Below are 13,227 nucleotides of genomic sequence, written 5' to 3' on the forward strand. Positions count from 1 at the left end.
TCGGCATCGAAAGATGCCGACTTTTTCTTTGTCCCTTCCCGACGAGGCCGCGACCGAGCGGCTGGGCGCGGCGATCGCCGCCCGCCTGAGACCGCGCGACGTCGTGGCGCTGGAGGGCGGCCTGGGTGCCGGCAAGACGACCCTGGCGCGCGCCATCCTGCGCGCCGCCGCGGGCGATCCGGCGCTGATCGTGCCCAGCCCGACCTTCACCCTGGTCGAGGTCTACGAGACCCCGCGCGGCAATTTCTGGCATTTCGACCTCTATCGGCTCGAAGAGCCGGAGCAGGTCTTCGAACTGGGCTGGGAAGAAGCCCGCGCCGATGGTGTGGTGCTGGTCGAATGGGCGGAGCGTCTGGGCCCGTTGCTGCCGCGCCGGCGGCTCACCGTCCGCCTGTCGGTCGAGGGCGAGGGGCGGCGCGCAATCCTGGAAGGAGATTCCCGCTTTGGCGAAGTCTGAACGTGACCTGCTGCGCGCCGAGTTCGTGGGCAGGGCCGGCTGGGGCGATGCCGGCGAACGGCTGCTGGCGGGCGACGCCTCGTTCCGGAAGTATTTCCGGCTGAGCCGGCCGCGCCGCTCGGCCGTCGTCATGGATGCGCCGCCACCGCAGGAAGACGTGCGGCCTTTCGTGCAGATCGGCCGGCACCTTATCGGCCTCGGCCTCAGCGCACCGGAGATTCTCGCGGAGGATGCCGAACACGGCTTCCTGCTGCTGGAGGACTTCGGCGACGACACCTATGCGCGCGTGCTGGCGGCGGGCGGCGACGAAGGCGAGCTCTACAGCCGCGCCACCGACGTGCTGGTCGAGATCTATCGTGCGGGCGAGCGCAGCCTGATTCCCGGACTGGGCGCCTATGCGGGCGACACGCTGATCGAGGCGGCGATGCTGCTGCCGGAATGGTACCTGCCGGAAGCGACCGGCAAGCCGACGCCGCCGGAGGAGACCGCGCGCTACGTCGCCGCATGGCGCGAATGCCTGGCGGTGCTGCCGGCAACGGGCGAGACGCTGCTGCTGCGCGACTACCACAAGGACAATCTCCTCTGGCTGCCGGCGCGGCCCGGGGTGAAGGCCTGCGGCCTGCTCGACTTCCAGGACGCCCTGCGTGGCCATCCTTCCTACGATCTCGTGTCGCTGATCGAGGATGCCCGCCGCGATGTGGCGCCCGCCGTCCATGCCGCCTGCCTCGACCGCTACATCGGCGAAGCCGGGATCGCCGACGCGTCCGGTTTCCGCACCGGCTTCGCACTGATGGCCGCGCAACGCCACGCCCGCATCATCGGGCTTTTCGTCCGCCTGCTGCGACGAGACGGCAAGCCGGACTACCTGCAGCACCTGCCGCGCGTGTGGCGCATGTTCGAGCGCGCCCTGCAGCATGAGGCGCTGTCGCCCCTGCGCCGCTGGGTCGATCGCACGCTGCCTTCGGCAATGCGCCGCATCGGAGCAACTTCGTGATCCGCAGCGCCATGATCCTGGCAGCGGGTCGCGGCGAGCGCATGCGCCCTCTCACCGACTCGACACCCAAGCCGCTGATCCCGGTCGCGGGCCGGTCGATGCTGGAGCGCGCGATGGACCGCCTGCAGAGCAGCGGCGTGCAGAACATCGTGGTCAACGTGCATCACCTGGGCAACCAGATCGCCGACTGCCTGCGTGGCCGCGCCCGCATCATTCATGAAGACCGGCTGCTCGAAACCGGCGGCAGCGTGCGCAATGCCCTGCCCCTGCTCGGCAATGGACCGTTCTTCGTCCTGAACGGCGACGGGCTGTGGCGCGACGGACCTGAATCGATGCTGGGCCGGCTGGCGTCGGCGTGGGATCCCAATCGCATGGATGCGTTGCTGCTGCTCCATCCGCTGGCCAGCGCCATCGGCCGCGAGGAGAAGGATCGCGGCGACTACTATCTCGAACCGGACGGCCGCGCGCGCCATCGCGGCACGGCAGAGACCGCACCCTATCTCTTCGCCAGCGTCTCGGTCTGCGATTCACGCCTGTTCAACGGCTCGCCCGAAGGTCCCTTCTCTCTGCTGAAGCTGTGGAACCGCTCGGAGCAGGCGGGCCGCCTGTTCGCCCTGGTGCACAATGGCGACTGGTTCCATGTCGGCACGCCGTCGGCGCTTGCCGAGGCGGAACGCGTGCTGGGATGAAAGGTCTCTTCACCATCGGCGCGGAGCGGCGCTTCGCCGACGAGCTGGCGCGGGTGGTGTTGGCCGAGTACAGCGGCGATCCCCTCGCCCTCGCCGATGTCCTGATTCTGCTGCCGACGCGGCGCTCGGTGCGCGCCTTGCGCGAAGCCTTCCTGCGGGCCGCCGACGGCACACCCACGATCCTACCGCGCATGGCGCCTTTGGGCGACGTCGACGACGGCGAATGGGAGATCGCCTCGGGCGACGGCGACGCGCTCACCCTGCCGCCCGCCATCGAGCCCGCAGAACGCGAGGCGTTGCTCGCACAGCTCGTGGCAGCCTTCACCGACGACCAGGGCCATCCCATTGCGCAGTCGGCGGCACAGGCGCTGAAACTTGCCCGCGAGCTCGGCCGCCTGCTCGACGAACTCGCCATCGAAGGCGTGTCGTTCGATCGGCTCGAAGGCCTCGTCGAAGGCAACTTCGCCAGCCACTGGCAGCGCACGCTGAAGTTCCTGGCCATCGTCGGCGAACACTGGCCGCAGATGCTCGCCGCGCGTGGACGGATCGATGCCATCGAGCGGCGTACCCTGGCGATCCGCAACCAGGCCAGACGCTGGCGTGAACGGCCGCCGCAGACACCGGTGATCGCCGCCGGCTCGACCGGCTCGCAGCCCGCGACCCGCGACCTGCTGGCGGCCATCGTCGAACTGCCGCAGGGCGCGGTCGTCCTGCCCGGCCTCGATCACGACATGGACGACGCGAGCTGGGAGGCGCTCGATCCGTCGCATCCGCAATACGGTCTTCGCGAATTGCTGAGCGCGCTGGGCCGCGCGCGCAGCGACGTGGCGGAATGGCCCGGGGTCGCGGGCGGCTCGGCGCGTCATTTCCTCATCACCGAACTGATGCGGCCGGCCGAGACCAGCGACTCCTGGGTCAAGCCGGAGCCGGCGTCGCTGGAGCATGTGACCCGCGCCGATTGCGCGACGCCGCACCAGGAAGCGCTGGTCGTGGCGCTGGCGCTGCGCAGCGTCCTCGACACACCGGCACGCACCGCAGCCCTGGTCACACCTGACCGCGAACTCGCACGGAGGGTCACCGCCGAATTGAAGCGCTGGCAGATCGACATCGACGATTCGGCCGGCGCGGCGCTCGCCGACACGCCGCCCGCCACGCTTCTGCATGCGCTGATCGCCACCGTCGATTCGAGCTTCGCGCCGGTCGAGTTGCTGGCGCTGCTCAAGCATCCGCTGTGCACCCTGGGCAGCGAACGCGCGGCCGTCCTCGATGCGACGCGGCGGCTCGACCGCAAGTGCCTGCGCGGCCTCAAGCCGGCGCCGGGCCTCGACGCGATCCGCGCTCGCATCGAAGAAGCAAAATTCGGCGATCCCGCCGATCGCACCGCCGTGCGCACGTTGATCGATCGGCTGGGCGACGCCACCTCCGCACTGGTCGCGCTGATGCAGGGCGACGCGTCGCCGGATGCGCTGCTCGACGCGACCGTCGCCGCAGCGGAGAAGATCGCCTCGGTGGAGGCGCTATGGTCGGGCGACGCGGGCGGTGCGCTGGCCGACGTGCTGGGGCGACTGCGCACCGCCTGGACCGACCGGCCCGCGATTGCATCCGGCGAATGGCCCGGCCTGTTCGACGCGATGCTGGAACCGGAAACCATCCGGCCCGCCTTCGGACGCCATCCGCGCCTCTCGATCTGGGGCCCGCTCGAAGCCCGACTGCAGCGCGCCGATCTTCTGGTGTTGGGTGGCCTGAACGAAGGCACCTGGCCGCCCGCCGTCGAGACCGGACCGTGGATCAACCGCCCGATGCGCAACGATCTCGGCCTGCAGCAGCCGGAGCGTCGAATCGGCCTTTCTGCGCACGATTTCGTGGCAGCCCTCGGCGCCGAGCGCGTCCTGCTGACGCGCGCCGAGCGCGAAGGCGGCGCGCCGACCGTGCCGTCGCGCTGGCTGGCCCGCCTCGATGCCCTGTTCGGTTACGAGCTCGGCTCGGCGCCGGTCCCGGAATATATCCAGCGCGGCCGCCGCAGCTTCGTCGCCTGGGCGGAAAAGATCGACCGGCCGGACGACTACATACCGTGGCTGCGGCCCGAGCCGCGCCCGCCGCTCGAGGCGCGGCCCAAGCGTCTGTCCGTCTCCAGCGTCGAACAGTGGCGGCGCGATCCCTACGGTCTCTACGCCCGGCGCATCCTCGGACTGGAGGCGCTCGATCCGCTGGAGGCTGAGCTGGGCGCGGCCGATCGTGGCAATGCCCTGCACGACGCACTCGACGAATTCCTGAAGGCACATCCTTCCGGCGTGTTGCCACCCGATGCCGTGCGCGAGTTCGAAGAACTGGGCGAGAAGCATCTCGCCGACCTGCTGACGGCGCCGGCTGAACGGGCTTTCTGGTGGCCGCGCTTCCAGCGTCTCGCCCGCTGGTTCGTCGACGCGGAGAACGCGCGCCGTGCCGCCGGCACGAGGCTGCTGGCCAGCGAAAGCAAGGCCGCGATGACCGTGGGGCCTGCCGCGCATCCGCTGCGCATCGAGGCGCGGGCCGACCGGGTCGACGAGCTGGAGCGCGGCACCTGGGAGATCATCGACTACAAGACCGGTCGAGTGCCGACCAAGGACGAGCTGGAAGCCTTGTTCGCGCCACAGCTCCTGCTCGAGGCTGCGATGGCCGAGCGCGGCGGCTTCGAGAAGATCGAGGGCAAGGCCGAGACGGTGCGCCTGTCCTACTGGCAGGCCAACGGCCTGGGTGACGGCGGCAAGGTGAGCGAGATCAAGGGCAGCGACGAGCTGGTGGCCGAGATGATGGCGCTCGTCCAGAAAATGGCGGAGCACTTCGCCAACCCGGATACGCCTTATGCGGCGCTGCCCTGGCCCGCCTACGGTCCGCACTTCAACGACTACGCCCATCTTGAACGTGTCGCCGAATGGTCGACGGCAGGCGGGGGCGACGAATGAGCGACGTACTCGACGCCATCGCGCTCGCGACCGACGCGCAACGGCGCGCCACCACACCCGACCATTCCGCCTGGGTCGAGGCCAATGCCGGTACGGGCAAGACCAAGGTCCTCACCGACCGCGTGACGCGGCTGCTGCTCGGCGGCGTCCGGCCCGAACGGATCCTCTGCCTCACCTTCACCAAGGCGGCGGCGGCCGAGATGCGCAACCGTCTCGCCCACCAGCTCGGCCGCTGGGCGCTGGCCGACGAGGCGACGCTCGACGCCGGCATCGCCAGGCTGATCGACAAGACGCCCGACCCGGTGCAAAGGATCGTGGCGCGCCGCCTGTTTGCGCGCGTGCTCGACGCGCCGGGCGGCATCAACATCCTCACCATCCACGCCTTCTGCCAGGCGCTGCTGAAGCGCTTCCCGCTGGAGGCGGGCGTGGCGCCCGGCTTCGACATCCTCGACGAGGCCGAGGCCCAGACGATCCTGCGCCGCGTGCAGGACGAGCAGATGGAAGATCTGGCGCAAAGCGAGGCATCCCCTGCGCTGGCTGCCGCCCTCGCCACGGTCGCGGCCAAGGTCTCGATCGCCGAATATGCGGAGCTGATGACGCGGCTGCTGAGCGAGCGCGCCTGGCTGCAGGCCCATGTCGTCGACGAAGCCGGTCTCGCAAAGCTCAGTCGCCGGCTGTCCCGGCAACTGAACTGCGAGCGCGTGCCGACGCTCGACGAAGCCGCCCTGCGCGAGGCGGCGCGGGCCTTGATCGAGACAGGCGGCAAGACCGATGCGCCGAACGGCCAGAAGATCGCAAGCTGGCTGGCCGACAACCGCAATGACTTGAGTCCCGCCTATCGCGGCGTGTTCTTCACCAGCGAAGGGCAGGTGCGCAAGTCGCTGGCGACCAAGGCGGCACAGAAGCGACTGCCCGGCATCGTCGACATTCTCCAGGCCGAAGCCGAGCGTCTCGAATGCGCGCGGGGACAGGCTCTGGTCGAACTGACCCTAGCCCTGCTGCGACTGGGCCTCGACGTCGCCGATCGCTATACGCGCGCCAAGCGCCGCCGTGCCGTGCTCGACTACGACGACCTGATCGTCGCGACGCGCCGCCTGCTGGAGACGGCGGAAAGCGCCGCCTGGGTGCTCTTCAAGCTCGATGGCGGCATCGATCATGTGCTGGTCGACGAGGCGCAGGACACCAATCCCGACCAGTGGGAAGTGATCCGTCGCCTCACCGAGGAATTCTTCGTGGGCGAAGGCGCGGTGGGCCGCAGCCGCACGATCTTCGCCGTCGGTGACACCAAACAGTCGATCTTCGGCTTCCAGCGCGCCGATCCGCGCAAGCTGAAGGAGATGCGCGTATGGTTCGACGAGCGCAGCCGCATCGCCGACCGTGTCTTCGTGCCGGTCGACCTCAACGTGTCGTTCCGCTCGACACCGGCCGTGCTCGATGCCGTCGACCGGGTGTTCGGCGAAATCGAAGCGGCGAAGGGCGTCGCCGAACCGGGCGACGTGATCCACCTGCCCAGCCGCAAGAACGAGCCGGGACGGGTCGAGTTGTGGCCGCTGGTCGAAGCAGGCGAAGACAAGGTCGACACGAAGGACATCGAGGGCACGGGAAGCAGCGCTTCTCAGGCGTTGCCGCACGAACGGCTGGCCCGTTTGATCGCCGCGCACGCCAGTCACCTGATCGCCACGGAGCGCCGCGCGCGCGACGGCGAGAAGCTGCATGCCGGTCACTTCATGGTGCTGGTGCGACGGCGCAACGAGTTCGTGAACGCGCTAGTGCGCGCGCTGAAGCGCGAGGGCGTCGAAGTCGCGGGCGTCGACCGGCTGAACCTCGGCCAGGAACTCGCGATTCAGGACCTGCTGGCGTTGGCGCGCTTCGTCCTGCTGCCGCAGGACGATCTCAACCTTGCCGCCCTCCTCAAGTCTCCGCTGATCGGTCTCAGCGAGGACCAGCTCTTCATCCTGGCGTGGAAGCGCCCCAGTCATCTCTGGCGCGCCCTGCGCGAACGCTCCAGCGAGGCGCCGTTCGCCGCGGCCCATGCGACCCTGGCCGAGTGGCTGCGGCGTGCCGACTACCAGACGCCCTTCGATTTCTTCGCCCGCGTGCTCGGCCCGGAAGGCGGCCGTCGCCGGCTGCTGGAGCGGCTGGGGCGCGAGGCTTCGGATCCGATCGACGAGCTGCTGGCGCGCGCCTTGCAGTACGAAGGTATCGAGGGTGGTTCGCTGCAGGGCTTCCTGCGCTGGTTCGAGACCGGCGGTGGCGAGATCAAGCGCGATCTTGACCAGAACCGCAGGCGCGAGCTGCGCATCCTGACCGTGCACGCCTCGAAGGGCCTGCAGGCGCCGATCGTCTACCTGCCGGACACGACGCGGGTGCCGCGCGATTCCGAACGGCTGCTGGCCGGTGCCGACGGGGAGGCGCGTCTCTGGCTGCCGCGGACCGACGATGCCAACGAAGCGGCGCGCGCCTGGCGCGGCGACGTGCGAGAGCGCGCGCTGGAGGAGCAGAACCGGCTCCTCTATGTCGCCATGACCCGCGCCGAGGACCGGCTCTATGTCGGCGGCTGGGTCGGCTCGAAGAAGCCCGATCGCGGCTGCTGGTACGAGCGCATCGAAGCCGGGCTACGCGCCAGCAGCGAGGACGGGAGCGGCCGTGCCGTGGCGCGGCGGTTCGACTTCACCTCGCTCGTGGCCGACGGCTGGTCGGGCGATGGCTTCGAACTGACGAACGAAGGGCATGTCGTCGAAGCCGAGCAGCGCGAGTTGCCGATCGCCGACGAGGCGCCGCAGCCACCCTGGTGGACCGAGCCCGCCCCGGGCGAGCCCGACCCGCCGACGCCGCTCGCCCCGTCGCAGCCCCTCCCCGACGAAGCGGCGGCCGCGCCGCGCGCCTACAGTCCGCTGATCGCCGACGATCCCAGGCGCTGGCAGCGCGGCCTGCTGCTGCACGACCTGCTGCGCCATCTTCCCGGCCTGCCCGCCGCCGAGCGCGCTGCTGCCGCCCGCCGCTTCCTCGCGCAGCCCGCGCATGGGCTTTCGCCGGAGGATATCGGGCAATGGGCCAACGAAGCGCTCTCCGTCACGGAAGCACCGGCGCATGCCGCGCTTTTCGCCGAAGGATCGCGCGCGGAAGTGCCGTTGATCGGCACCGTGCAGACGCCGCGCGGCACCTTCACCGTCAGCGGCCAGGTCGACCGGCTGGCCGTCTCGTCCACGGAAGTGCTGATCGTCGACTACAAGACGAACCGCCCGCCGCCCGAAGCGGCCGACGGTGTGGCGCTGGCCTATCGCCGGCAGCTCGCGCTGTATCGCGCCCTGCTCCAGCGGATCTATCCCGGCCGGACGGTGAGGGCTTTCCTGCTCTGGACGGCGGCGCCGCGGCTCATGGAGCTCTCCGCAGAAACCCTAGATAAATCAATGCCTTATGCCGCCGCATCTTGACTCGGGGGGCGTGCGTTCCTAGCTTCTGGGCCAAGGGCGGCGCCGGTCCCATCGACCGGCCTGTAGTGTATTTGGGAGAACCCGCGATGACCGTCAAAGCAACCGATGCTTCCTTCGAAGAGGAAGTCCTGAAATCCGACACGCCCGTCCTCGTCGACTTCTGGGCCGAATGGTGCGGCCCCTGCCGCATGATCGGCCCCTCGCTGGAGGACATCTCCAAGGAGATGGACGGCAAGCTCAAGGTCGTGAAGATCAACATCGACGAGAACCCGATGGCGCCGACGCGCTACGGCGTCCGGTCGATCCCGACCCTGCTGCTGTTCAAGAACGGCCAGGTCGCCGCCACCAAGATCGGCGCCGAGCCGAAGCAGAAGCTGGTGAGCTGGATCAACACCGTCGTCTGACGGGAACGGCTCAGCTGTTGCGGACGAGGACTTCGCCCGCGAGATAGAGCGAGCCGCAGATGAGAATGCGCATCGGCGTGGGCTGGGTGGCCAACAGGTCTTCCAGTGCCGCGCCGATGTCGTTTGCGGGCGTGCAATCGAGGCCGACATCGGCCGCCTTGGCGCAGGCCTCCTGCGGCGTGTAGGCGGCGTGCCCTTCCGGGAACGGCACCGCCCGAGCCGCCGTGGCGTGGCGCGCGAGCGGGCGCAGGAAGCCCGACGCGTCCTTGGTCGTCTGCATGGCGAAGACCAAGTAGAGCGGCAGTGCTGCCGGCTCCCTGGCCCATTCCGCCGCCATGCGGCCGAGCACGATGCCGCAATCCTCGTTGTGCCCGCCGTCGAGCCAGAGTTCGCAACCCGGCGGCATCGATCCCGGCAGAGGCCCCTTGCTGAGACGCTGCAGCCGCGCCGGCCATTCGACGGACGCCAGCCCCGTGCGGATCGCGGCGTCGCCGATGTCGAAGCGTGCTGCCCGCAGGCGCTCGATGCACGCGACGGCGGTCGCGGCATTGTCGATCTGGTGGGCGCCGGCCAGCGCCGGGTTGGGCAGGTCGAGCGTGAGAAGATCGCTCTCGTAGCGGAAACCCGTCTCCTGCGGCGTCACCTGCCATTCGCGCCCCATGCGGAACAGCGGTGCCGCCAGCTTGGCCGCCTCGGTCCCGATGACCTCGGCGCTGACATCGCGCTGCCGGCCGATCACGGCCGGTGTCGCGCGCTTGATGATGCCTGCTTTTTCCCAGGCGATGCCTTCGAGCTTGTCGCCGAGGAAGCCCGTATGGTCGTAACCGACCGGCGTGATCGCCGACAGGACGGGCTCGATCACGTTGGTGCTGTCGTAGCGCCCGCCCATGCCGACCTCGATGATGCCGAGATCGGCCGGCACGCGGGAGAAGGCCAGGAACGCCAGCGCCGTGGTGATGTCGAAGAAGGAGATCGGCGTGTCGCCGTTCGCCTCCTCGCACTCGGTCAGCATCTCGTCGAGTTCATGATCGTCGATCAGCCGGCCGGCGATGCGGATGCGCTCGTTGAAACGCACGAGATGCGGCGACGTGTAGACATGGACGCGATAGCCAGCAGCCTCGGCCATGGCGCGCAGGTAAGCGACCAGTGAGCCCTTGCCGTTGGTGCCCGCGACATGGATCAGCGGCGGCAGCTTCTTTTCGGGAGAACCCAGGCGCACGAGCAGCCGTTCGATGCGCTCCAGCCCGAGGGTGATGACCCGCGGATGGTGACTCATCAGACGCTGAACGATCGGATCGTTCGCGGTCACGTCAGCAATTCCTTCAGCGTGAAGACGGCACCGCGAGGGCGCGGTTTTCGACGATCAGCGGATCCATGAACAGCGAGACCATGCGGATCAGAGTCTCGCGCATCTTGTGACGATGCACGACGGCATCGACCATGCCGTGCTCGAGCAGGTATTCCGAGCGCTGGAAGCCTTCGGGAAGCTCCTGGCGGATCGTGTCCTGGATCACGCGCGGGCCGGCGAAACCGATGATGGCGTCGGGCTCGGCGATATGGACGTCGCCCAGCATGGCGAACGAAGCCGAGACGCCGCCGGTCGTCGGATCGGTCAGCACGACGATGTAGGGCAGCCCTGCCTGCTTCACCTTGCGCACGGCGATCGTCGTGCGCGTGAGCTGCATCAGCGAGAGGATGCCCTCCTGCATGCGCGCGCCGCCGGAAGCGGAGAAGACGATTAGCGGCGCCCCGCGCGCGACGGCAAGATCGGCGGCCATCACCAGACCTTCGCCGACAGCCGTGCCCATCGAGCCGCCCATGAAGCCGAAGTCGAGCAGCGCCACGACGGAGAGGCGGCTGCCCATCAGGCCGCTCGCCACGACCAGCGCGTCGGTCGTGCCCTCGGCCTTGGCCTGGGCCTCCTTCAGGCGCGCGTCATAGCGCTTGGTGTCGCGGAACTTGAGCGGATCGGCGTTCACCCGCGGCAGCGGATGCAGCTCGAACTTACCCTCGTCGAACAGGAACGGCAGCCGCTTCATCGGCCGTAGCCGCATGTGGTGGCCGCAATGGCTGCAGACCTCCTGGTTGGCCTCCCAGTCGCGCGTGAACAGCATCTGTTCGCACTTGGGGCACTTCACCCAGAGATTGTCCGGCACTTCCTTGCGGGCGACCAGCGCACGCAGCTTGGGGCGGACGAAGTTGGTCAGCCAGTTCATGGGCGCGGTATCGCACGAATGAGGGGACCGGCCAAGGTCAGCGCCAGAACCCGCTGAACGGCGCGGCGATGTCCGAGGATTTCTTCACGACGCAGAAGGATTTCCGGGCCTGATACTCGGCGCACAGCCTCTGCGCCGTCTCCGGCTGCAGGTCCGCGATGATGGCCGCCTGTTTGGTCACCTGGTTCGATGCGACCGGCAGGATCCATTCCTTCCCGGCATGGGCTATGCCCATCGCCATCAGCCGGGCCTGTCCGGCATCGAACGCGTTCTTGGCAGTGCGCCAGTCGCCGAAAGTGCCGAGCCACACGGCATCGCCGGGATAGTCATAGCGCATGGGATTGCATTCGGCGGAGGGAAATACCGTCGTTGGCGCGCCGCCTGAGTTCTTCGTCTGCCAGATCTTCTGGCGGCTGCCGGCCGTCTTCTGCGCATAGGCCTCGTCGAACAGGCGAACCAGGAACTCGTCGCGCAGGTCGGAGCGACGGAACCCGAAGGCGACGGCGACGAGCCGCCGTCCGTCCCGCACCGCGCTGCCCACGATGTTGAAGCCCGAGGCACAGATGAACCCGGTTTTCAGCCCGTCGGCATAGGGCGAATAGAGTTCGAGGAACTTCACGCCGGGTCCGATCCGCTGCTTGCCCAGCATGAAGTCCTTGGTGCGGAAGTAGCCGTAATACTCGGGGAAGTCCTTGATGATCGCGAGCGCCAGAATGGCCATGTCGCGCGCCGTCGTCACCTGTTCCGGATCGGGCCAGCCATTGGCGTTGCGGAAGATCGTGGCCGTCATGCCCAGACGCTTCGCCGTGTCGGTCATGCGCTGGGCGAAAGCCGGCTCCGAGCCGGAAATCTGCTCGCCGAACGCGGTTGCGACGTCGTTCGCGGAGCGGGCGACCAGCGCCTGGATTCCCTGTTCCACCGTGATGGCCTGACCCGGCGCGAGACCGAGATGCGAGGCGGGCTTCCTGCGCGCATTCTCCGAGAAGGCGAGCGTGCTGCCGAGCTGCAGGCGGCCGGTCTTCAACTCCTCGAAGACGATGTAGATCGTCATGATCTTGGTGAGCGATGCGGGGTGCCAGAGCGCGCCTGCATTGCGGTCGAGCAATGTCTCCCCGGTCGCCGCGTCGACGACGACGTAGGGGCCGGCCGGAACGGGGCCGGTCGGCGAGGCCACGGAGGCGATCTGGGCCCGCGCGGGCGCCAGCGAGAGGGCGAACAGGCCCAGAATACACAGCAGGAGACGCACGTTCATTGCCATCGATGCCGGAGAAGCCGACAGCATACGCCCTTCCAACGGCCCGCGGGAGGCATTAGATCGGAAGCATGCTCAAGGTCATGATCGCCCCCGTCACCCCGTTCCAGCAGAACTGCTCCATCGTCTGGTGCGATGAGACCATGGAGGGGACCGCCGTCGACCCCGGCGGCGACTTCGACATGCTGCGCCAGGCGATCGACCAGCAGGGCATCAAGGTGACCAAGGTGCTGCTGACCCACGGACATGTCGACCATGCATCCGCCGCCGGCACCATGGCAGAGCATTACGGCGTGAAGATCGAGGGCCCGCACGAGGACGACCTGTTCCTGATCGAGGGCCTGCCCGAGTCCGGCGCCAAGTACAATTTCCCGGTCTACAAGCCGTTCGTGCCCGACCGCTGGCTGACCCATGGTGAGACGGTGAGCCTCGGCAACGTGACTTTCGACGTGGTGCACTGCCCAGGCCACACGCCGGGCCATGTCGTGTTCGTGAACAAGCCGGCAAAGATCGCGTTCGTGGGCGACGTACTGTTCCGCGGCTCGATCGGCCGCACGGATTTCCCGCGCGGCAATCACGACCAGCTCCTCGATTCGATCCGCCACCGCCTGTGGCCGTTCGGCGACGACATCACCTTCGTCCCCGGCCACGGCCAGACCTCGACCTTCGGCTGGGAACGCAAGACCAACCCTTACGTCGCGGACCTGAACTTCGAGGATTAGTTAAGTCTCGTCGTCTCGACCGAAGCCTCGCGCAGCGAGGCGCAGTAGAGAGACCTTGCCTCGACAAAAAGCCGGCAAATCGTGGAGAGAAGATCTCTCCACTCCGCGCTGCGCGCT

The 13,227-nt window shown here is 68.4% G+C and carries 10 protein-coding genes; 7 read left to right on the top strand and 3 right to left on the bottom strand.

Annotated elements, in window-relative coordinates:
* The first annotated feature begins 13 nt into the window (after window positions 1-13).
* The 6 genes from tsaE (at window position 14) to trxA (ending at window position 8,920) form a co-directional block, all read left to right on the top strand.
* Window positions 14-457 (top strand): tRNA (adenosine(37)-N6)-threonylcarbamoyltransferase complex ATPase subunit type 1 TsaE, encoded by a 444-nt coding sequence (gene tsaE, locus Q0Q48_RS01005; protein ID WP_295132506.1) that lies wholly within the window; start codon window positions 14-16, stop codon window positions 455-457.
* A complete protein-coding gene (locus Q0Q48_RS01010; RefSeq protein ID WP_295132510.1) occupies window positions 444-1,451 on the top strand; it encodes a phosphotransferase in 1,008 nt (335 codons plus the stop codon). Before tsaE ends, Q0Q48_RS01010 begins: the two co-directional genes overlap by 14 nt.
* Complete coding sequence (locus Q0Q48_RS01015; protein ID WP_295132514.1) at window positions 1,448-2,140, top strand: nucleotidyltransferase family protein; 693 nt, start codon at window positions 1,448-1,450, stop codon at window positions 2,138-2,140. The genes Q0Q48_RS01010 and Q0Q48_RS01015 overlap by 4 nt, the downstream gene beginning before the upstream one ends.
* Window positions 2,137-5,082: a double-strand break repair protein AddB gene (addB, locus tag Q0Q48_RS01020; RefSeq protein WP_295132516.1), complete on the top strand. Its 2,946-nt coding sequence runs from the start codon at window positions 2,137-2,139 to the stop codon at window positions 5,080-5,082. The genes Q0Q48_RS01015 and addB overlap by 4 nt, the downstream gene beginning before the upstream one ends.
* Entirely contained in the window at window positions 5,079-8,516 is a 3,438-nt protein-coding gene (addA, locus tag Q0Q48_RS01025; RefSeq protein ID WP_295132519.1) for a double-strand break repair helicase AddA, read from the top strand. Before addB ends, addA begins: the two co-directional genes overlap by 4 nt.
* A gap of 86 nt (window positions 8,517-8,602) precedes the next feature.
* Window positions 8,603-8,920 (top strand): thioredoxin, encoded by a 318-nt coding sequence (trxA, locus tag Q0Q48_RS01030; RefSeq protein WP_295132524.1) that lies wholly within the window; start codon window positions 8,603-8,605, stop codon window positions 8,918-8,920.
* Between the two features lie 10 nt (window positions 8,921-8,930).
* On the opposite strand, the gene Q0Q48_RS01035 is transcribed toward trxA, so the two are convergent.
* From Q0Q48_RS01035 to Q0Q48_RS01045, 3 genes are read right to left on the bottom strand one after another with little or no spacing between them, the layout of a single operon-like run.
* On the bottom strand, window positions 8,931-10,229 hold the full coding sequence (locus Q0Q48_RS01035; protein WP_295132527.1) for a folylpolyglutamate synthase/dihydrofolate synthase family protein: 1,299 nt from the start codon (window positions 10,227-10,229) through the stop codon (window positions 8,931-8,933).
* A 13-nt stretch (window positions 10,230-10,242) separates the two neighbouring features.
* The gene (accD, locus tag Q0Q48_RS01040) at window positions 10,243-11,136 is read right to left on the bottom strand and encodes an acetyl-CoA carboxylase, carboxyltransferase subunit beta (RefSeq protein ID WP_295132530.1); all 894 of its coding nucleotides are present in this window, start codon (window positions 11,134-11,136) and stop codon (window positions 10,243-10,245) included.
* Window positions 11,137-11,173: 37 nt separating this feature from the next.
* On the bottom strand, window positions 11,174-12,388 hold the full coding sequence (locus Q0Q48_RS01045) for a D-alanyl-D-alanine carboxypeptidase family protein (RefSeq protein ID WP_295132532.1): 1,215 nt from the start codon (window positions 12,386-12,388) through the stop codon (window positions 11,174-11,176).
* 71 nt (window positions 12,389-12,459) lie between these two features.
* Between Q0Q48_RS01045 and Q0Q48_RS01050 the strand changes: the two genes are divergently transcribed.
* Window positions 12,460-13,110 (top strand): MBL fold metallo-hydrolase, encoded by a 651-nt coding sequence (locus Q0Q48_RS01050; RefSeq protein ID WP_295132535.1) that lies wholly within the window; start codon window positions 12,460-12,462, stop codon window positions 13,108-13,110.
* Window positions 13,111-13,227: the final 117 nt, after the last annotated feature.

The organism is uncultured Reyranella sp., from assembly GCF_945957355.1.
Lineage (GTDB): Bacteria > Pseudomonadota > Alphaproteobacteria > Reyranellales > Reyranellaceae > Reyranella.

Excerpts from the sequence above, each read along its gene's own strand:
- addB (WP_295132516.1), top strand. The coding sequence starts at position 2,137 with ATGAAAGGTCTCTTCACCATCGGCGCGGAGCGGCGCTTCGCCGACGAG.
- accD (WP_295132530.1), bottom strand. The coding sequence starts at position 11,136 with ATGAACTGGCTGACCAACTTCGTCCGCCCCAAGCTGCGTGCGCTGGTC.
- trxA (WP_295132524.1), top strand. The coding sequence starts at position 8,603 with ATGACCGTCAAAGCAACCGATGCTTCCTTCGAAGAGGAAGTCCTGAAA.
- Q0Q48_RS01050 (WP_295132535.1), top strand. The coding sequence starts at position 12,460 with ATGCTCAAGGTCATGATCGCCCCCGTCACCCCGTTCCAGCAGAACTGC.
- tsaE (WP_295132506.1), top strand. The coding sequence starts at position 14 with ATGCCGACTTTTTCTTTGTCCCTTCCCGACGAGGCCGCGACCGAGCGG.
- Q0Q48_RS01045 (WP_295132532.1), bottom strand. The coding sequence starts at position 12,388 with ATGAACGTGCGTCTCCTGCTGTGTATTCTGGGCCTGTTCGCCCTCTCG.
- addA (WP_295132519.1), top strand. The coding sequence starts at position 5,079 with ATGAGCGACGTACTCGACGCCATCGCGCTCGCGACCGACGCGCAACGG.